General features: G+C 50.6%; 20 protein-coding genes. 19 read left to right on the forward strand and 1 reads right to left on the reverse strand.

Annotated elements, in window-relative coordinates:
• The first annotated feature begins 186 nt into the window (after positions 1-186).
• The 9 genes from NST43_RS01790 to corA all read left to right on the forward strand — a co-directional run bounded on the left by NST43_RS01790 (position 187) and on the right by corA (position 8,753).
• Complete coding sequence (locus NST43_RS01790) at positions 187-804, forward strand: DUF47 family protein (protein ID WP_339222164.1); 618 nt, start codon at positions 187-189, stop codon at positions 802-804.
• A 12-nt stretch (positions 805-816) separates the two neighbouring features.
• Entirely contained in the window at positions 817-1,806 is a 990-nt protein-coding gene (locus NST43_RS01795) for an inorganic phosphate transporter (protein ID WP_209992034.1), read from the forward strand.
• 332 nt (positions 1,807-2,138) lie between these two features.
• On the forward strand, positions 2,139-2,867 hold the full coding sequence (locus tag NST43_RS01800; RefSeq protein WP_209992033.1) for an amino acid ABC transporter ATP-binding protein: 729 nt from the start codon (positions 2,139-2,141) through the stop codon (positions 2,865-2,867).
• Positions 2,868-2,900: 33 nt separating this feature from the next.
• Positions 2,901-3,755: a glutamate ABC transporter substrate-binding protein gene (locus tag NST43_RS01805; protein ID WP_339222165.1), complete on the forward strand. Its 855-nt coding sequence runs from the start codon at positions 2,901-2,903 to the stop codon at positions 3,753-3,755.
• 185 nt (positions 3,756-3,940) lie between these two features.
• The gene (locus NST43_RS01810; protein ID WP_339222166.1) at positions 3,941-4,591 is read left to right on the forward strand and encodes an amino acid ABC transporter permease; all 651 of its coding nucleotides are present in this window, start codon (positions 3,941-3,943) and stop codon (positions 4,589-4,591) included.
• 42 nt (positions 4,592-4,633) lie between these two features.
• Complete coding sequence (locus tag NST43_RS01815) at positions 4,634-5,284, forward strand: amino acid ABC transporter permease (protein ID WP_339222168.1); 651 nt, start codon at positions 4,634-4,636, stop codon at positions 5,282-5,284.
• Positions 5,285-5,372: 88 nt separating this feature from the next.
• Complete coding sequence (locus tag NST43_RS01820; protein ID WP_339222169.1) at positions 5,373-6,662, forward strand: ATP-binding protein; 1,290 nt, start codon at positions 5,373-5,375, stop codon at positions 6,660-6,662.
• Positions 6,663-6,665: 3 nt separating this feature from the next.
• On the forward strand, positions 6,666-7,568 hold the full coding sequence (locus tag NST43_RS01825) for a DNA-binding domain-containing protein (protein ID WP_209992029.1): 903 nt from the start codon (positions 6,666-6,668) through the stop codon (positions 7,566-7,568).
• Between the two features lie 225 nt (positions 7,569-7,793).
• Complete coding sequence (gene corA, locus NST43_RS01830; RefSeq protein ID WP_339222170.1) at positions 7,794-8,753, forward strand: magnesium/cobalt transporter CorA; 960 nt, start codon at positions 7,794-7,796, stop codon at positions 8,751-8,753.
• A 26-nt stretch (positions 8,754-8,779) separates the two neighbouring features.
• On the opposite strand, the gene NST43_RS01835 is transcribed toward corA, so the two are convergent.
• Complete coding sequence (locus tag NST43_RS01835; RefSeq protein ID WP_209992027.1) at positions 8,780-9,328, reverse strand: tyrosine protein kinase; 549 nt, start codon at positions 9,326-9,328, stop codon at positions 8,780-8,782.
• A 375-nt stretch (positions 9,329-9,703) separates the two neighbouring features.
• On the opposite strand from NST43_RS01835, the gene NST43_RS01840 reads away from it, so the two are divergent.
• The 10 genes from NST43_RS01840 to NST43_RS01885 all read left to right on the forward strand — a co-directional run bounded on the left by NST43_RS01840 (position 9,704) and on the right by NST43_RS01885 (position 19,340).
• Positions 9,704-9,994, forward strand: coding sequence for a YerC/YecD family TrpR-related protein (locus NST43_RS01840; protein WP_019913624.1), 291 nt, complete (start codon positions 9,704-9,706; stop codon positions 9,992-9,994).
• 3 nt (positions 9,995-9,997) lie between these two features.
• Positions 9,998-10,768 carry a CbiX/SirB N-terminal domain-containing protein gene (locus tag NST43_RS01845; RefSeq protein WP_339222172.1) on the forward strand — a complete coding sequence of 257 codons (771 nt, stop codon included), beginning with the start codon at positions 9,998-10,000 and terminating at the stop codon, positions 10,766-10,768.
• Positions 10,769-10,999: 231 nt separating this feature from the next.
• A complete protein-coding gene (locus NST43_RS01850; RefSeq protein ID WP_209992025.1) occupies positions 11,000-11,890 on the forward strand; it encodes a diacylglycerol kinase in 891 nt (296 codons plus the stop codon).
• A 34-nt stretch (positions 11,891-11,924) separates the two neighbouring features.
• Positions 11,925-13,403 (forward strand): 23S rRNA (uracil(1939)-C(5))-methyltransferase RlmD, encoded by a 1,479-nt coding sequence (rlmD, locus tag NST43_RS01855; protein ID WP_339222174.1) that lies wholly within the window; start codon positions 11,925-11,927, stop codon positions 13,401-13,403.
• A gap of 668 nt (positions 13,404-14,071) precedes the next feature.
• The gene (locus NST43_RS01860) at positions 14,072-14,311 is read left to right on the forward strand and encodes a phosphopantetheine-binding protein (RefSeq protein WP_209992019.1); all 240 of its coding nucleotides are present in this window, start codon (positions 14,072-14,074) and stop codon (positions 14,309-14,311) included.
• Positions 14,308-15,798 (forward strand): class I adenylate-forming enzyme family protein, encoded by a 1,491-nt coding sequence (locus NST43_RS01865; RefSeq protein ID WP_339222176.1) that lies wholly within the window; start codon positions 14,308-14,310, stop codon positions 15,796-15,798. The genes NST43_RS01860 and NST43_RS01865 overlap by 4 nt, the downstream gene beginning before the upstream one ends.
• A 2-nt stretch (positions 15,799-15,800) precedes the next feature.
• Positions 15,801-16,883 carry a hypothetical protein gene (locus tag NST43_RS01870; RefSeq protein ID WP_339222178.1) on the forward strand — a complete coding sequence of 361 codons (1,083 nt, stop codon included), beginning with the start codon at positions 15,801-15,803 and terminating at the stop codon, positions 16,881-16,883.
• Positions 16,884-17,000: 117 nt separating this feature from the next.
• Entirely contained in the window at positions 17,001-17,930 is a 930-nt protein-coding gene (locus NST43_RS01875) for an NAD-dependent epimerase/dehydratase family protein (protein WP_339225313.1), read from the forward strand.
• A gap of 13 nt (positions 17,931-17,943) precedes the next feature.
• Entirely contained in the window at positions 17,944-18,195 is a 252-nt protein-coding gene (locus NST43_RS01880; protein ID WP_036730883.1) for an acyl carrier protein, read from the forward strand.
• Entirely contained in the window at positions 18,192-19,340 is a 1,149-nt protein-coding gene (locus NST43_RS01885) for a UDP-glucuronosyltransferase (protein ID WP_339222180.1), read from the forward strand. The genes NST43_RS01880 and NST43_RS01885 overlap by 4 nt, the downstream gene beginning before the upstream one ends.
• The last annotated feature ends 5 nt before the right edge of the window (positions 19,341-19,345 follow it).

The following is a 19,345-nucleotide window of genomic DNA, read 5'->3' on the forward strand; positions in this document are numbered from 1 at the left end:
TGTTCGGATGACTATTTTCGCAAGTTACAGGGAATTGTTATTATAGTGTAAAAAAGTTCGGTTTTTTGTCTTCTATCCCTTCTGTTGTTATGTTAAGATAACAAGGGTTGTCATTCATTTTCATGCTGTTTACATATGGGTGGCTGCATTTTTCACGGCAATTTTATGTAAAGGGGTTTAAGGCTAATGAGGTTTAGAAAAAAGGATATATTCTTTGAGACGCTGGAAAACATGGCTGACACCATTGTTCAGGCGGCCGATTATTTCGCTCAGAATATCTCGACTCTAGAGGGCAATGTGGAGAACTTCGCCGGGGTGATGAAGAAATACGAATCCCAATGCGATACGTACACGCACACTGTCATCAAGGAACTCAACAAAACGTTCATTACGCCGCTGGAGCGTGACGACATCATGGATCTGATCACCAGCATGGACGATGTTATTGATGGTCTGGAGGCCTCTGCTTCGCGTTTCTATATGTATAACCTGCTGGATGCGGATGAGTATATTATTCAATTCGCTGAGATTCTCCGCCAGTGTGCGTATGAGATCCAGAAGGCGGTTCATTTGCTCTCCCAGAAGAAGCTTCTGGCGATCCGGGAATACACCATCCGCCTGAATGATCTGGAGAACCAGGGCGACGAGGTCCTGCGTATCTGCACCAAGGTCCTGTTCGAGACTGTGAAAGACCCGATTGAGCTGATTAAGCGCAAAGAATTGTATGAGCGGCTTGAGACCACCACAGACAAATGTGAAGACGTAGCCAACATGCTGGAATCGATCATCATGCGTAACTCATAAGGGGCCTCAAATATGGATACATCTATATATATATTAGGATTTGTTATATTTCTTGCACTGGCGTTCGACTTCATCAACGGGTTCCATGATACTGCCAATGCCATTGCTACCTCTGTCTCCACACGTGCGCTGAAGCCGCGTACAGCCATCATGCTGGCTGCAAGCATGAACTTTATCGGAGCGCTGATGTTTGAAGGCGTTGCGAAGAAAATCGGCGGCAGCATTGCCGATCCGGCAACCCTGGATAACGGGATAGATATTCTTATTGCGACGCTTATCGCAGCGATTATCTGGAATCTGTTAACCTGGTGGCTGGGAATTCCATCCTCATCCTCTCATGCGCTTATCGGAGCTTTGGCCGGTGCGGTATATGTAGGTGCAGGTTCAGAGAACGTTAAATGGCATGGCTTCATTGAGATTGTGGAGGGGCTGATCTTCTCCCCGCTCATTGCGTTTGTTATTGGTTATATCGTCATGATGATCCTGAAATGGATCTTCGCGAAGCATAGTCCGCATACGGTCAATAAAGGATTCAGATCCATGCAGGTGATTACGGCAGCCTTGCAATCCTTCACGCATGGTACGAATGATGCCCAGAAGGCTATGGGGATTATCACCTTTGCGCTTGTAACCTCAGGACGGCTGGATACCATGCATGTTCCGCTCTGGGTTAAGATCGCAGCCGCTACATCGATGGCGCTCGGAACGTCTATCGGCGGCTGGAAGATTATTAAGACGATGGGCACGAAGATTTTCAAAATCGAGCCGATTAACGGCTTCGCGGCGGATATTTCGGCGGCCTCTGTTATTTTCACAGCCACGCTGCTGCATCTGCCGGTAAGTACGACACATGCTATTACTTCATCCATACTGGGTGTAGGTTCAGCCAAGCGCTTCTCCGCTGTCAAATGGGGAGTGGCCGGACGGATCGTGGTTACCTGGTTCATTACCATTCCGATCAGCGCCTTGCTGGCGGGAGTGATCTTCAAGCTCTTCTTCTAGATGGGAACAGAATAGATTGCCTGGACAAGATGTCGCAGAAGCCACGAATGGCTTTAGGACATCTTTTTTTGCGTTCAGCGGTAAGCCTCGGCCTAAGAGTGGGTTCTTTGATTTTTCAAGCGAGAAATGTCACAAAAAGTCACAACAACTCGATAAAAAAAGTTAATAGGCGTTCGAAGAAAATGAAATACATAACATGACTAAAAGAAAATAACATATAGTAAATTAATTTTGCGTAGTATTATGTAGGATTTGGTAGTCTCTGAAGTAAGGTTTGTTTTAAGTGTTACCATTGCTGACAAACATCCGATTAGACAAAGGAGGCCAAGCCGTTGATCGACTTTCATCAGGTAGACAAACATTACGGACAATTCCATGTACTGAAGGGCATTGACATGCATGTTCAGGAAGGGGAAGTAGTTGTTGTAGTCGGTCCTTCCGGCTCCGGCAAGAGCACGATGCTGCGCTGCATTAACCGTCTGGAGACGATCACGAGCGGCGGATTAACCGTGGACGGTATAACTGTAAACGAACGCAAGACAGATATCAATACCCTGCGTAAAGAGATCGGAATGGTCTTCCAGCACTTCAACCTGTACCCGCACAAAAAGGTAATTGATAATATCACGCTGGCTCCGGTGAAGGTGCTGGGCTTAAGCAAAGCGGAAGCGGAGAAGACCGCAATGTATTACCTGGAGAAGGTCGGCATTGCCGACAAGGCGCAGTCCTATCCTTCCCAGCTATCCGGCGGACAGCAGCAGCGGGTGGCTATTGCCCGGGGGCTGGCGATGAAGCCGAAGATCATGCTGTTCGACGAGCCGACCTCGGCGCTGGACCCGGAGATGGTCGGGGAGGTGCTGGATGTCATGCGTGCTCTAGCCCGAGAGGGCATGACGATGGTCGTGGTGACCCATGAGATGGGCTTCGCCCGCGAGGTGGCGGACCGGGTCATCTTCATGGATCAGGGACAGATCGTGGAAGAGGCGGAGCCGGAAGCCTTCTTCGCTAGCCCGAAGGAAGAGCGGACGCGAACTTTTCTCAGCCGTGTATTAAGCCATTAAACTAAAAATATAGGAATCCGGGGAGGAAACAAAATGAAAATGTCCAAGAGCTTCAAGGTGTTAAGTGTGCTGACGATTGCGGCCATGCTGGTCATTGCCGGGTGCGGCAACAACAAGGGCAAGAATGAACCTGCGGCAGGCGGCAATGCAGCCGGAGGGGCAGCTGCTGACTCTGAGGCAATTGCCAAGATCAAGGAGCGCGGCAAGCTGCTCGTCGGTGTGAAGTTCGATACCCGTCTGTTCGGTCTGAAGGACCCGGCCTCCGGCAACGTGGAAGGCTTCGACATCGATATTTCCAAGGCCATCGCCAAAAAAATCCTGGGTGACGAGAATGCCATTGAGCTGAAGGAGGTCACCTCCAAGACGCGCATTCCGATGCTGAATAACGGCGAGATCGATATGGTGGTGGCTACCATGACCATTACGGAAGACCGCAAGAAGGAAGTAGATTTCTCCGACGTCTATTTCCAGGCCGGTCAGTCCCTGCTGGTGAAGAAGGGCAGCCCAATTACAGGTCTTGCGAGTGTTACCAAAGATACGAAGGTCCTCGGCTCCAAGGGGGCAACCTCGATCAAGAATATCAAAGAGAAGGTGCCGGGCGTAACCGTGCTTGAATTCGATAACTACCAGGATGCCTTCAGCGCGCTCAAGGCGGGTCAGGGCGATGCGCTCACTACGGATGATGCGATTCTGTACGGGATGGCCTCCCAGGACCCCGGATTTGAGGTAGTAGGGAAGCCATTCACCGATGAGCCTTACGGCATTGCGGTCCAGAAAGGCAACGCCGATGTAGTTAAGGCGATTAATGATACACTGGCTGAACTGAAAGCAAATGGGGAGTATGATGCCATCTATTCGAAGTGGATTGGTAAAGCTCCGGCCAAATAAGCTGTTCCAAGCAAGGGCTTGCTGCATACAAGGTAAGAACGAATAAATCGGTTTCACACGAATTTCTCGTAGAAACGGTAACGCCTTGTCTAAGGACGGCAACGCCGTTTCTACTTGTTTGTAGAAACGGCTGTCATGCCGGGCAGGGACCGGACTCATCTATAGGTAAAGGCAGGTGAACATTGATGGATTTCTCAATATTAACGAACTACTTCGGACTGTATATGGAAGGCTTCTACGGTACGCTGCTGTCCAGTGTGCTGGCCCTGATCGGCAGCTTCCTGATCGGCGCGGTTGTTGCCGTCTTCCGCATTACTTCAGTCAAGGGACTACGCTGGTTCGGCGCGGTGTATGTGGAGTTCATCCGCAACATCCCGCTGCTGCTGGTCGTGTATATTTTCTATTACGGGCCTTCCGCTCTGGGCTTCACGCTGGACGGCTTCAAGGCAGGAACGATCGGACTCGCCGTATATACCTCGGCCTTCATCGCCGAAGCGATCCGTGCCGGAATTATGGCCGTTCCCAAGGGACAGATGGAGGCGGCACGTTCCTCCGGTCTCAGCTACATACAGACCATGCTGCATATCATTCTGCCGCAGGCGATCAAGCTGGTGATTCCGCCGCTCGGCAACCAGTTCATTAACCTGATTAAAAACTCTTCGGTACTGACTCTGGTGGCCGGTCTTGATCTGATGTACTTCGCGGACGGGATCTCTACAGAGACTTACCGTACCTTCGACACCTACATTTTCGTAGCGGTATTCTATCTCGTGCTTACTCTTCCGCTCAGCTATGGCGTGCGGATCTGGGAGCGCAGACTGCAGCGCAAATATTAAGAAGCATGATACAAGGACATCTGAAGCTAGAGGAGGGATATTATGGATTTCATAGGTGCATACTCCGCCGATAATCTGAAGTTTCTGCTGGACGGATTGTATGTGACGCTGATCGTTGCTTTTGTATCGATCTTCCTGAGCTTTCTGATCGGCTGTATTATTGGCGTCATCCGCTACTCGGAGGTGCCGGTGTTGTCTCCGGTCATGTTCTACCTGGTGGAGCTGATCCGTAATCTGCCGCTGCTGCTGATCATCTTCTTCATCCGCTTCGCCTTGCCGGAGGTCGGAATTAAGCTCGGACTGATTACTGCGGCCATTGCAGCACTAACCATCTTCGAAGCGGCGATGATTGCCGAGATTGTCCGCGGCGGGTTAACGTCAATCGACAAGGGGCAGATTGAGGCGGCGCGTTCCTCCGGTCTCAGCAATGTACAGACCTTATGGCATATCGTGCTTCCCCAGGGGCTGCGGCGGATGGTTCCGCCACTGGTCAGCCAGTTCATCTCCCTGCTGAAGGATACTTCGCTCGCCGTTGTCATTTCCCTGCCGGAGCTGATGCATAATGCCAACATTGTCATCGGTCACAGCTATAGATATGCCATCCCTACGCTGGCGCTGGTTGCCCTGATTTATTTTGTCGTCAATTACCTGCTGTCGCTGTTGTCCAGAAGGCTTGAGCAGAGGGCAGTATAACCCTTAGCCGAATGAGGATTAAGCCATATTCAATCCAGTGCGGCTATGATACTATAGTTGTCAACCTCTCTAGGCAGGAGCAGTGGCGATGGGACAATCGATTCTGAGCATGAAGGCGGTACAGATTCTGCTGGTAGCCGCCGTTACTGCGGTAGCCGGAGAATTCAAGATCAACCCGTTTGACGGAGATATCTTCCGGATTGCCATGGGCAGCAGCGCTTTTCTCCTCTTCCTGCTGTTAATGAGGCAACTGCCGTATATCCTCACAGGCTGCGCTACCGGGCTGGTCGTGCTGCTGTTCCGGACTGCCATGGATATGGTGGAGGGAAGCGGACTGACGGTGGAGCAGAGCCTTAGCAGCCACTTCTCGGCAATGATCTATTACATGATGTTCGGCGCGCTAATGCATGTCATCAAGAGTCGGATTGATACCTTTCATCCGCTGGTGCTGGGCGCCGTTGCCGCGCTGATCGATCTCCTGTCGAATGAAATGGAGCTGCTGACCCGGCTGATTGTGCTGGATTCGGCTACCTTCCGGCTGAACGAGTGGACGTACCTGATGGCGATTGCTGTCTTGCGTACGTATTTCACCACCGGGGTATATAGCAGTATCGCTGTCAGCCAGCTGCGTATCCGGGAGCGGGAGCAGCATGAGCGGACCCAGCAGATGCTCGGATTCGGCTCCGGCCTGTACGGGGAAGTGTTCTATTTGAAGAAGTCCATAGGTACCCTGGAGCTGGTAACGCTGAACAGCTTCGAGCTGTACAGCAAGCTGAAGGACGGAGAAGGCACGGGGCGTTACAGCCGGCAGGTGCTGGACATCACCCAGCAGCTCCATGAGGTGAAGAAGGATTCGCAGCGGATTCTGGCGGGGCTGGTGAAGCTGGTGGAGCGCGAGGTGAACGGGGACATGCCGTTATCAGGCATTCTGCAGTTCGCGGTCAAGAGCAATGCCAAATATGCGGAAATGCTGGGCAAAGAGATTAAGTTCCATTCTCACATCACCTCCGATTACACAACCGACAGTTACATTCCTCTATTGACCCTGCTTAATAATATCACCGCCAATGCGGTGGAAGTCATCCAAGGAACAGGCAGCATCCATCTGAACGCTTATGAGCAGGACGGCATGACGATTCTGACAGTGACCGATAGCGGGACAGGCATCGGGAAGCGTGATCTTGACCTGCTGTTCGAGCCGGGCTTCACAACGAAATTCGATGAAGAGGGCATCGCAGCCACAGGGATCGGGCTCTCTCATGTACGGGATATAGTGAATATGTTCGAGGGAAGCATTACGGTTCAGCCGGTATCGCCTACCGGAGGAGCGATGTTCCAGATTATGGTGCCGAGCGTGAAGCTGCGGAAGGAGGAATAGAGGATGCCGCTATCATTCTGTATTGTAGATGACGACGCGTCGGCGAGAAGAATGCTGCAGCATATTATTGAGGACAGCGGGCTTGGTGAGGTGACTGGTACTGCAGAGAGCGGGCAGGAGGGGATAGCCCTGATCCTGAGTGAGACCCCGGACATTGTGCTGATGGATCTCCTGATGCCGGACCAGGACGGGATTGAGACCATCCTCTCTCTTCAGGCACAGGGCTGCCGCTCCAAATTCGTAATGATCTCGCAGATTGAGAACGGGGATATGGTCAGCCGCGCCTACAAGAGCGGAATTGAATTCTTCATCCGCAAGCCGATCAACAAGATTGAAGTCGAATCTGTTCTATATAAAGTGAATGAACGTTACGCCATGGGCCGTTATCTGGATGAGATCAAGCTGACGCTGGGCAAGCTGGAGGGTCTCCAGTTCGGACTGCCGCAGCTGCCGCCGGGCAAGCGTACCGTCAAGGAGATTGTTCAGCCGATTCTGATGAATATGGGCATGATCTCGGAGAACGGCAGCCGTGATATTATCACAATCATGGAACTGGCGGTAGCGGAAGGGCAGAGCGGAAGTCTTCCGTCCCTGAAGGAGCTGTATGAGCTGACCGCTGCCAAATATAGACCGGTGCCTGCGGAGGCCGCCAAAGAGGTCAAGGCCATCGAACAGCGTCTGCGCCGCGCACTGGCGGCGGGTCTGACAAGTCTCGCGTCCATCGGTCTGACGGATTACGGCAATCCGAAGTTCGAGCATTATGCGCCGCTGTATTTCGACTTTGAAGAGGTGCGCCTGAAGATGAAGGAGATTGAACAGGGCCGGGATAGCGGCAAGGTGAAGGTGAATATTAAGAAATTCCTGCAGGTGCTGCATCTGGAGGTGCTGGAGGGCTTGGGCCGCTGAAGGGGATGGATGCCGGAACTGAAGCGGGATGACTGCGGGGGCTGGAAGCATAGCAATGCGGGAAATGAAGCCAAAATGATAGCATGATGACACAAGAAACCTCCGGAACTGCTGCCCAGCGGACTGGCGGTTATTTTTTTGGTGAAAGATGCGTTACAATGGTAGGAGAGCGTCAGGCAACAGAAGAGTTGCAATGCGGATAACAGACTTACGGGGGACTTATATATGATACGAACGCTTGTGGTAACTCATCAGGGTGAGGTGCTGACGGATCTGCCGCTACAAGATATAGCGCTGGATGATTATGCCTGGATCTGGGCGGATTTCACTATGCCGACGGAGGAAGAAACCTTGAGGCTGGACACGTATTTTCATTTTCACCCGCTGGCGATTGAAGACTGTATGCATGTCTTGCAGCGGCCGAAGCTGGATTATTACGAGGATGTGCAGTTCTTCGTGCTGCATTCGCTGAATGAGCGGACATTGGAGGCCGAAGAGATCGACCTGTTCCTAAGCACAAAATACCTCGTCTCCTACCATCACCAGGACAAACCGGAGATGGAGGAAGCGTGGCAGATGGTCAAGGCTGAAATCCATAGCCGCAAGGGCTGGTCGGGCGGGCCGATGGCCGCTGCTTATAGGGTGATGGACAAGCTGGTCGATAAGTATTTCCCGTCCCTCTATACGCTGGAGGATGAACTCGCTGATCTGGAGAGCAAGAGCGGCGACGAATCGGTGGAGGAGCTGATGAGCCAGGTCTTCAATGTGCGCGGAAGGCTGCTGAAGCTGCGGCGGACGATTGTGCCGATGCGTGATCTGATGTACCGGATTGTCAATTCGCAGCATGTGCAGAGCAACGGGGAGGAGCGGGTCTACTTCGGCGATATCTATGATCATCTGCTGAAGCTGACAGACATGATTGAAGTTGACCGGGAAATGACCGCCGACCTGCGTGACAGCTATATCTCGCTCAACTCCAACCGGATGAACTCCATTATGAAGACACTCACGGTGATTACCACGGTATTCATGCCGCTGACGCTGATCGCAGGAATCTATGGAATGAACTTCAGGGTGATGCCGGAGCTGGAATGGAGATACAGCTATTTCGCAGTGCTGCTGCTTATGCTGGTGCTGGGGATCGGGATGTTCGGCTGGTTCCGGCGGAGCGGCTGGTTTAAGTAAAATAAAAGCGCGTTAAACGCCGCCGCTTAGGAACGGCGGCGCTTAACGGAGGAAGGCCCACCGGATTTACGCTTCTTGGAGGTGGTATTGCGGCGCTTCGTGACGGGGCGTCTTTTTTTGCGCCGTTTGGGGCTATAGAGGGCTGCATCTTCTTCGGCGGCGAGCTCTCCCGCTCCGCTTCCCTTGCCTTTGCCGAACCCGCCCATCACAAGCTTCACCATCGGAGCCATCTGTGAAAAGCCCTGCATCACCTTCTGCACCTTGCCCATGGTGTTGACGATTCCGTCAATACCGCCCATCCGGTCAACGATTCCCTTGATCTGTTCCATATTCGCCAGACTTCCAAGATTGCCGAGTCCGCCAAGTAGGCCTCCGGCCTTCGCAGTAGAAGCTTCTGCAGCAGGGAGTGCGAGTGCCGTATCGGTGACTTCAGCGCCATAAGCAGGCAGCAGCTCAGGTTCTCCGGGAAGCGGGGCAGGCGTATAAGCAGATAGTCCCGGGTAAGGTGACGGATTGTAGGGTTCAGCCAGTGAACGGCCTTGCTGGCGGGAATGATTATAGTAATGCTGAGGCATAGGATCACATTCCTTCGTTAGTGGTTTGCTATACTGTATGTCATGGGCGAACAGACGGTATAGACGAATGCCCGGGTAACCGGGATACCAGCGGAAAAGGGCGGATGCCTATAGAGCGGCAGGTGGAAGTGAAGAAACCGTGTCCATGCTTGATTTCGCACGGTTTTGTAGTACTATGAGTAAGGCGGTCTAGCCTGGGAGCCGGAAGTAGAAGGTGGATTAACCCCGATTATGATGTGCGTCTGGGGTGGACGTTTGTCCATCGATTTCACTCTTTACAGCGTGAAACCGTTAATGCTTGAAAAATGTGCTCCAGTACAATATAGTAGAGGCAAGATAGTCACATTAAGTTAATGTTTAGGGGATGATAGGGCGATGCAGCTAAAGAAGCTAAACGATAAAAGTATCGATCAATTATTTGAGGCTATTTTAACATTGAAAAATATGGAAGAATGTTATGTATTCTTTGATGATCTATGCACAGTGAACGAAATTCAATCGCTCTCACAGCGCCTTGAAGTTGCGCGGATGCTAGGCAAGGGGTCTACATATAATCAGATCGAAGCCGAGACGGGGGCCAGTACGGCGACGATCTCCCGCGTGAAGCGCTGCCTGAACTACGGCAATGACGGTTATAAGCTTACGCTGGAACGTCTGGGCCGATAATTTATGGTTCCGGGTGTATTGTTAATCAGTCACGGCTCCCGTGATCAGGCCTGGGTGTCGATGGTAGATGAGGCAGTGAGCCATCTCACGCTCCGGGAGGAGCTGCCGGTGGCAGTGGCTTTCCTTGAGCTGGTAGAAGGACGATTGATACAAGATGGAATTGATAAGCTGGAACATGCAGGGGTCACAGATATTATTGTGATCCCCTTGTTTGTGTCTTCCGGCAGCACGCATGTCGATGAGATAGAGTATGCGCTGGGCGCTAAGCCGGTTCCTGAGCGGGAGACCGACCTTGCGCCGTTCAGGGTTGCAGCGAAGGTTCATTACGGCTATCCGGTCGATGATGATCCCGATATTGCACAGATGCTGTGGGATAAGCTCCGGGAACTGTCGCAGCATCCCGGGCGGGAGATGGTGCTGCTGGTCGGACACGGCAGCAGGCATGACGGCTTCCGGCAGCGCTGGGAGCAGGGCATCTCTTCACTTGCGGCGCGGGTATGCGAGGTAAGCGGGCTGGCTGCGGCTGATTACGGGCTGCTGAACCCGGACAGTGTAAGAAGCCGGGTGGAGCATTGGCAGGAGCAGGGCTATGATGTGCTGGTGGCTCCGCTTTTTTTGAGTGAGGGGTATTTCACCAAGGTGGTTATTCCGCAGCGGCTGGAGGGGCTGGATTATGCCTACTCCGGCCAGACGCTGCTGCCGCATCCGCTGCTGCCGCGCTGGATTCAGCGGCAGGTGGAAGCAGCGCTCCAGCGCCTTGAGAGTCAGGAGTAGTTAGTACGCGGGTAATGAAGCTGATTATGAGGGTGCGACCAGTGTTCAATGTAGCCACGGCTACCACTGCTGCATACATATATCTATACTTTCTGCCGATCTTCTAAGCTTGGAGCCCGGGCGGAGGGTATACTTATATTCCTCCTCAGTTCCTCCGAGATTGCTTGTGGGGTACAGAATTGGGTATAATCAGTAAAGTTATCCATTATATAAACAGGTGGCGTTCCGGTAATGAAAACTGCGAGATTGATTTATAATCCCACTTCTGGTCGGGAAGAAATGAAAAGACGACTCGCCGATATTCTAGACCGGCTGGATATGGGCGGTATCGAAGCTACCTGCCATGCAACAACGGGAGAGGGCGATGCTACTGCGGCTGCAGCCCAGGCTGTGGAACGCGGTACTTATGATCTGATCATAGCTGCCGGAGGCGATGGTACACTTAATGAAGTGATTAACGGGATGGCGGAGAAGCCGAACCTTCCCCCGCTCGGCATATTGCCGCTGGGAACGACGAATGATTTCGCGCGGGCCATGGGCATTCCGAAGAATTGGGACGAAGCTTGCGACCTGATTCTGCGTCAGGAATCGCGCCTGATTGATCTCGGCAAAGCCAATGACCGTTACTTCATTAATATAGCAGGCGGTGGACAGCTGACGGAGCTGACCTATGAGGTCCCCAGCAGGCTGAAGACCATGATGGGTCAGCTCGCCTATTACCTGAAGGGGATCGAGAAGATGGCCAGCCTTGCTCCGCAAGAGCTGTACATCCGCGCGAACGGCCAGGAGATGATCCATGACGAGTTCATGCTCTTCCTGATTGCCAATACGAATTCGGTCGGCGGCTTCGAGAAGCTGGCTCCGGGTGCGCGCATCGATGACGGCCTGCTCGACGTTATTGCCGTTAAGAAATGCAACCTGGCTGAGTTCATCCGGCTGGTGCGTCTGACCATTCGCGGAGAGCACCTGAATGACAAGAAGGTTATCCATTTCCGTACCGATGCGATGGAGGTTACCTCCCCAGGCCACGTCCTATTGAACCTGGACGGTGAGCTTGGCGGCACTTTGCCTGGCAACTTCAGCATCCTGCCGCAGCATCTGCGGATTTTTGCGCAGAACTAATCGTGAAGAACATGAAAGAAGTGAACCTACACACATGAATAAACAACGCAGCAGGCGCAGCGCAAGCCGCCGGGAGCAAGGGGCGGCCCCTGTCGCCGGACTGCCGGTGAATAAGAATGATGAGGTCCTGCTCGATATCATCGGCATGACCCATGAAGGTGAAGGGGTAGGCCGCGTAGAGGGCTTTACCCTATTTGTGCAGGGCGCTCTTCCCGGTGAGAGAGTCCGGGCCAGAGTGCTGAAGACCAAGAAGCAGTATGGCTACGCCAAGCTGCTGGAGCTGGTGCAGGCCAGCAGCGACCGCATCGCGCCGCCCTGCCCGATCTATGATCAGTGCGGCGGCTGTCAGCTGCAGCATATGGACTATACCGCTCAGCTCGCGTGGAAGCGCCAGCTGGTGGTGGACAACCTGCAGCGGATCGGGAAGCTGGAGGTGGCCGGTGCGGCGGGTGCAGATGCGGCAAGTGCATCTGGGACTCAAGGCGAAGGCATCCGCGTGCTGCCCACCCTTGGCATGGAAGAGCCCTGGCGTTACCGCAACAAGGCCCAGGTGCCTATTGGGGTTACGGATGGCGGTCTGGTTGGCGGCTTCTATGCACGGGGCAGTCACCGGATCATCGACATGGAGACTTGTCTGATCCAGCATGAGGACAACGACAAGGTCGTTGCCACCGTCAAGAGCCTCGGCCGTGAGCTGGGCATCACCGCCTATGACGAAGAGACCGGCCGTGGACTGCTCCGCCATGTAGTGGTGAAGAAGGCGTTCCGCACCGGTCAGATGATGCTGGTGCTGGTCACGAACGGCCGGGATATCCCGCACCTGGACGCCTGGCTCGGCAGTATCCGCGAGCAGCTTCCGGCAGTGGTCAGCATCTGCCAGAACGTCAACACCCAGCGCACCAATGTCATCTTCGGCAACGATACCCGTGTCCTCTGGGGCAGCGAGGTCATCTATGACTACATTGGTGAGGTCCAGTTCGCCATCTCGGCGAGATCCTTCTACCAGGTGAACCCGGCCCAGACCGAGGTGCTGTATGGCAGAACGCTGGAATACGCTGCACTTACCGGCAAGGAAACTGTGATTGATGCCTACTGCGGCATCGGTACGATCTCCCTGTTCCTGGCCCAGCATGCGGATCAGGTGTATGGTGTGGAAATCGTGCCCGAAGCCATCGAGGACGCCCGCGCCAACGCGAAGCTCAACGGAATGAACAACGTGAAGTTCGAAGTCGGCGCTTCGGAGGATGTCATCCCGGCCTGGAAAGAACAGGGCATCACCCCAGACGTCATCGTTGTCGATCCCCCGCGCAAGGGCTGCGACCCGCGCCTGCTGGAGACCATCCTGCTGATGCAGCCGGAGCGTGTCGTGTACGTGTCGTGCAACCCATCCACCCTGGCCCGCGATTTGAAGGTGCTGGAGGATGGGGGCTACCGGGCGGTGGAGGTCACGCCAGTGGATATGTTCCCGCATACGGTGCATGTGGAGAGTGTGGCTTTACTGGAACTTAAATAGTACAGTGGAGGAAATCCTTTTGTATCAAAGGTTTTTGCGATGATACAGGTGCGTGGAAGTTAGTGGAACAGTGAGCTTAACTGTACATTGGTGCAAATGTGGTGCGAAAAATTAAGATAATCGCCAGTAGCTGGTGATAATTCGACATAAAAGAAAGCAAGAAGGCGCTCGGGAATTACTCCCCGCAGCGTCTTTATTTTTGTGCTTTTGCTTGCTATTCTATGATGATTTTGTTCAGCAGCAGGTGGCGGTACCAAGCACTTCAACAACAATGAACTTGATTATGAAAATGATGCAATAGATATTCAAGAGAGCCAGAATGTACTCATAAAGCTGATATACCTCTTTATTCAGCTAAAGGACGTCCTGACTAGTGTTGCATAAAACTTAAAATCGTTGACAATTGGTATATTTGCAATTTATACTAAACATATCCATTTACGGGTGTCATTCACCGTAGTGAAGTAGAGCATTTTCAGCAGGGCTTTATCGCTTGGGAAAATGCTTTTTTCTGCTTTTCATTCTGCATCGAGTCATATTCCACATTGTCCATCGTTTTGAGATTATTCTCCTTCACACTCACTTTCACCTACTCATTACTGAATATCACCATGTATGCTATCCTCTCTAATCAGCCTTTCTAAAGATTATCTAACGGAGGAAACAGGATGTCTAAATCAATTGAATTTATTTTGAGAGATGAGATTTTTGCTGAGCTTGACATCCAGTATCCAGATGACCACGATACCCCTTTGTTGGATCAAGGGATCGATTCGGCGGGCTTCATCAAGCTTATTGTTTCAATGGAATCGAAGTTTAATATCTCGATCCCTGATGAGGATCTATTGTTTGAGAAGTTCTCCACGGCGGGATTAATCCTTAATTATTTGACCGAGAAAACGATATGATGACTATCATTCAACGTTTATTCATGGAGGCTTGTGATCGCAAGGATCATATTATCCTTCAAGATCTAAAGCAGCAGTGGACTTATGCGGAAGTGATGACAGAAGCATACTTAATTGCTCTATATATCCAAAAGAACTTTGAGCTTGAGGCCGGTAGCCATATAGCGGTATACACAAATAATGAGCCCTTGTTCATTACTGCTTCGCTTGGCATTCAGTTCAGCGGTCATGTACTAATACCGGTTCCTTACTCGGCATCCCTAACTGAGATTGAAAATATTTTACAAGCCAGTGACGCCAAGCTGGTTATCAGCAAATATGCACAGCCTGCACGGTTAAATTGTGATATTCATTGGGTTACCGCTCAGGATTTCTCGCAAGAACCGGTGCCTTCGTTTGAATCGATCTCGCTCACGAATCCGTCCGATCCCAATTCATGTGCTATTCTCCTTCCTACATCGGGCACAACCGGACCATCTAAAATCGTTATGTTATCCCATGAGAATGTATTAACGAATGCGTTGGCACATGGCGAAAAGGTTGGGTATACGGATCAAGATTCGTTTCTTGTAACGATGCCCGTTCATTTCAGTTCTACGATTGTCACGCAATTGATTTCTTGCATGCTATTTGGAACCCGAATTAGGCTTATCAGCTTGCCCTTGCTGCCGCGCACAGCGTTTAGACTGTTTCAGGATAAGGCGGTCACGGCATTCTCAGCGGTGCCTACGCAATTGATGCACTTTGTTTCCGATTATCATCAGACAACCAACTGGAGTGCCTTTGATTCCATTGAATTTATTGTGATAAGCGGTGCGCCGATTCCCGCGAGATTAGTAGACAATCTTCAGACTGTATTTCCTCAAGCGGACATTATTCAAACCTACGGATTGACAGAAGCTTCTCCGCGGGTGAGCATGATGGACCGGGGAGACCGAAGCCTGTCCTGTGGAACACCCGTCAGTGGCGTGTCTGTCCGGCTTGTTGACGAAGAAGAGAATGAGGTTATAGGACTTGCTGCTTCAGGAGAAATTTGGGTCAAGGGCCCAAATGTGATGCTCGGTTATTACAACAACCCGGAGTTAACGAACGTTACCATTGTTGATGGTTGGTTAAAGACAGGAGATCTGGGATATTGGAATGAATCAGGGTGTCTCATCATCACAGGCAGAAAGAAGAATATCATTATATCCGGCGGTATCAATATCTATCCGGAAGAAATTGAGGAGTTTTTATATGGCGTGAAAGAAGTGGAGGAAGTCATGGTTGTTGGTGTGCCCGATGATCTATTAGGCGAAGTACCCATCGCCTTTCTGAAAGTTAGTGAAGAATGTCTGGTTGATATAGATGCGCTGACCAAACATTGCAACTTGCATTTGTCCTCGTATAAGGTGCCTAGGCAATGGAGGATTATCAATGAAATTCCAAAAACAAAAACAGGAAAACTGGACAGGGCAAGTACGAAGCACTTATTGCTAAAGGAGTAGGGGTGAACGAAAAGTTGAAGAATACAACTCAAACCTTGGGCAGCGGAATATTGCCGGTAAGTTATCCGATGATTACAACCTATACGCAGCATGCGCATCTCTTGTCCATACTTACCCATTACGAGTGCGCACACCCATGGATATTCAGCAATTATATTCAATTATTTATTAACAAGGATTATAAACATAATTGGGGAGATTTTTATTTCCCTCTGACTTATGAGCTGCGGCCTTCAGATGCATGCAAATGGATTACTACTCAGAAGATACATAGAGATACTGTAACGACTAAATGGGACTCTGTTATTCATTTTATTATAGAAAATATTAATGCCAATAACTATATCCACACCATGATCAATTATTTCTATGTGCCCTTAAGCGACCGATATCATAGACTCCAATTGCATCATGACATATTGGTGTACGGCTATGATTTAGATCGGGAGATATTGTATGTTTCCGATTTCTTTAAGAACGGCGTGTACAGTCAGGCTGAGATCTCATTTGCCGATTTCAATCTTGCGTTCAACACTAATCATCTGACAACCAATCATGATTATCTAAGAGAAATGGTGTATCTGTATAAATTCAACGAACAAAATCAGGATAATTTCAGTGCAGATACCCTAGTGAATTCTATAAGAAATTATTTCACTAAGAGAACGCCGGAATATTGGGAGATGTTCAACTATGGCGGCGACAGGGATAATCTTGACTTTGGCATGCAAATATACACAACTCTATTTAATTATGTGAAAGAGACCTCAGAAAATAAGTCTAAGCTTGATATAAGACCCTTTCATTTACTTTATGATCATAAGAAGATAATGACGCTGAGACTCAAGTATTTGTACGATAACCGGCATCTTATTAACTTAAATCAAGAGCATATTGATGAATTCACAGCCATTGAAGTTAAGGCGAAGATACTTGTGAATGTAGCGTTTAAATATAATTTGACAAGGGATATGAGTATTTCAGAAAGCTTATATAGGCTGATAACGAATATAGAAAATGAAGAATCAATCTTCCTTGAACGATGGCTTGAAAAGGTAGGCATCCCGAAGCCGGTGGTCTTCTAGGTATATATGGAGGGAGTGATGCTGGGATTATATGCTTTGTTATACAGCGTATTGAATAAGCTCACACAGTTCCTGCTTGTTTGACAAACCTTAGGCAATGGGGGGATCTTTATTTTCATTGTATTAACAGGAGTCGCAGGCTTCATCGGTTCCAACCTTGCCGAGAGGCTGCTGCGGGAAGGACATACCGTTATCGGGGTCGATAATTTTCTGACCGGGTCCACTGTCAACATGGACAATCTCTTACGGTCGCCAAATTTCAAGTTTATCGAGCATGACGTCATTCATCCGCTCGCCGTTGAAGGCCCGGTCGATTGGGTGATGCATTTCGCAAGTCCTGCCAGCCCGCCCAAATATTTGTCCTATCCGATCGAAACGATGAGGGTCAACAGCGAAGGGACGATGCATCTGCTGCAGCTGGCCAAAGAAAAGCAGGCCGCTTTTTTCCTGGCTTCAACAAGCGAGATCTACGGTGACCCAACCGTTCACCCTCAGCCGGAGAGCTATTATGGCAACGTGAATTCGATTGGAGCAAGAAGCTGCTACAACGAATCGAAGCGGTATGCAGAGGCGATCACCTACTGGATGAACAGGAAATACGGCATACCGGTAAGAGTCATTCGAATCTTCAATACATTCGGCCCGAGGATGGATTTATATGACGGACGTGTCATTACCAATTTCATTAATCAAATCATGTCCAAGCAAAACCTTACGATTTATGGCGACGGCAGACAGACGAGAAGCTTTCAGTATATCGACGATTTGCTGGAAGGGATTATAAGACTGCTGGGCACCACGTATGAACAGCCAGTCAATTTGGGGAATCCGCAGGAAGTCACCATACTTGAAGTCGCCCAAGTCTTGAAGGAGCTCATGAAGTCGAGCGCGCAGATCGAGTTTCTCCCGCTGCCGGAAGACGATCCTAGGAGAAGGAAGCCGGATATTACCATATCAAGGACGATTATGGACTGGGAACCGGCGATCGGTTTGCATGATGCACTCGCTAGAACGATCCATTATTACCAAGGTCAATATATCCATTAAACGGGAGGTACCTATGCAAGAACAGATCATAGCGATGATAAGCGAAATCAAGGACGACGCCCAGCTGGCAAACCGCTTGAACGAACATTCCAGCATCATGGAAGACGGGGGACTCGACTCGTTACAGCTAATTACGTTCTTATTAAAGGTGGAAGAGCGTTTCGATATTGAAATCGATTTTGAACAATTCGACTTCGATTTTTTGGAGTCGGTTACAACCTTCTGCAATTATATCTCGGAGCTGCAGAAGACGGCATCTGTATGAACGATAGACGCAAGGGCGTCCGGGAATTTATGGGTAAGCAGAAAGTAACGATTCTATGCTCGGGTTTTGGTCTGGGTTTCTATATTCCCGGCCTATTAGCTGCAAGCGCATTCAAGAAGAGGGATATCGCGACGGAAGTGCTCGTGTTCGAAAGCTATTTGGAGCAAGACAAAAGGGAGCATATTGCAGACAGCAGGAAGGCTTACCACAATAATTTCGCACTTGCCAATTTTTCGGCCCGAATGCCGATGGATATCCGGGGCAGCCTTGATTATACCCAGGTAGAGCTATTGCTGGAGGCGTGGAAAGCGGAAGAACGGTACGAATTCATATCGCTATCCGGACACTGGGGCTATATTCTGGATTTGTACAGGGAGAAGATGCTGCCGAATCCAATTCATGTAGACCTGCTCTACGTCGATTCAGATCTGGCCCCGTCTTGGAAGAGCCTGAAGAAGTTTCATCCCCGGTATGACGAGCATTATTACAATGCTTGTCTCTATGACACCGATAAGATGGCGATTCGATACGAAATCCCGGTTCTTCCTGGTACGCCAATCCCCTTCGAATCAAGGAAGCGGCGGCTTGTTGTTCATGGCGGCGGCTGGGGGATGGGCACTTATCAAAGTAAAGTTCCGGAGCTTTCCAGCCATAACTATGGGCTTGATATCGTAGCTTACGACTGGAAGGAAGCGAAGCCCGATCCCGATCACCGGTATTGGATGAACGATCCGGATTGGTGTTCATGGGTGAAGAGCGGAAGCGGCCTGCACGAGTTCCCGCCATACATTGAAATAGCGGGAGAAGATACGAAATCATACGCTGCTGAGGCTGATCATCATTGGTTATTTGACGTCGCTTCGGAGGCGATGGCTATCGTGGCCAAGCCAGGAGCGGGCACATTGATTGACTCGCTTGCATCCGAAACCCCTCTTATTCTGCTGGAGCCGTTCGGAAGTCACGAGCTTAGCAATTTGGAATTATGGGAGTCGCTGGGGTTCGGAATACGCTATGAGAAATGGCGGGAGATGGATTTTTCCGTAGAGGTCCTTAAGGAGATGCATCAGGCGATCAAGAACAGACCCGGTGAACGGACGAATTATGTGGATCACTATTGTGCGAGGGTTGCGTTAACGAGGAGGTAAGATTT

The sequence above is a fragment of the Paenibacillus sp. FSL H8-0332 genome (assembly GCF_037963835.1).
GTDB lineage: Bacteria > Bacillota > Bacilli > Paenibacillales > Paenibacillaceae > Paenibacillus_AQ > Paenibacillus_AQ rhizoplanae.

Coding starts and splice junctions, on each gene's coding strand:
- NST43_RS01790 (WP_339222164.1), top strand. CDS start 187: ATGAGGTTTAGAAAAAAGGATATATTCTTTGAGACGCTGGAAAACATG.
- NST43_RS01795 (WP_209992034.1), top strand. CDS start 817: ATGGATACATCTATATATATATTAGGATTTGTTATATTTCTTGCACTG.
- NST43_RS01805 (WP_339222165.1), top strand. CDS start 2,901: ATGAAAATGTCCAAGAGCTTCAAGGTGTTAAGTGTGCTGACGATTGCG.
- NST43_RS01810 (WP_339222166.1), top strand. CDS start 3,941: ATGGATTTCTCAATATTAACGAACTACTTCGGACTGTATATGGAAGGC.
- NST43_RS01815 (WP_339222168.1), top strand. CDS start 4,634: ATGGATTTCATAGGTGCATACTCCGCCGATAATCTGAAGTTTCTGCTG.
- NST43_RS01820 (WP_339222169.1), top strand. CDS start 5,373: ATGGGACAATCGATTCTGAGCATGAAGGCGGTACAGATTCTGCTGGTA.
- NST43_RS01825 (WP_209992029.1), top strand. CDS start 6,666: ATGCCGCTATCATTCTGTATTGTAGATGACGACGCGTCGGCGAGAAGA.
- corA (WP_339222170.1), top strand. CDS start 7,794: ATGATACGAACGCTTGTGGTAACTCATCAGGGTGAGGTGCTGACGGAT.
- NST43_RS01835 (WP_209992027.1), bottom strand. CDS start 9,328: ATGCCTCAGCATTACTATAATCATTCCCGCCAGCAAGGCCGTTCACTG.
- NST43_RS01840 (WP_019913624.1), top strand. CDS start 9,704: ATGCAGCTAAAGAAGCTAAACGATAAAAGTATCGATCAATTATTTGAG.
- NST43_RS01845 (WP_339222172.1), top strand. CDS start 9,998: ATGGTTCCGGGTGTATTGTTAATCAGTCACGGCTCCCGTGATCAGGCC.
- NST43_RS01850 (WP_209992025.1), top strand. CDS start 11,000: ATGAAAACTGCGAGATTGATTTATAATCCCACTTCTGGTCGGGAAGAA.
- rlmD (WP_339222174.1), top strand. CDS start 11,925: ATGAATAAACAACGCAGCAGGCGCAGCGCAAGCCGCCGGGAGCAAGGG.
- NST43_RS01860 (WP_209992019.1), top strand. CDS start 14,072: ATGTCTAAATCAATTGAATTTATTTTGAGAGATGAGATTTTTGCTGAG.
- NST43_RS01865 (WP_339222176.1), top strand. CDS start 14,308: ATGATGACTATCATTCAACGTTTATTCATGGAGGCTTGTGATCGCAAG.
- NST43_RS01880 (WP_036730883.1), top strand. CDS start 17,944: ATGCAAGAACAGATCATAGCGATGATAAGCGAAATCAAGGACGACGCC.
- NST43_RS01885 (WP_339222180.1), top strand. CDS start 18,192: ATGAACGATAGACGCAAGGGCGTCCGGGAATTTATGGGTAAGCAGAAA.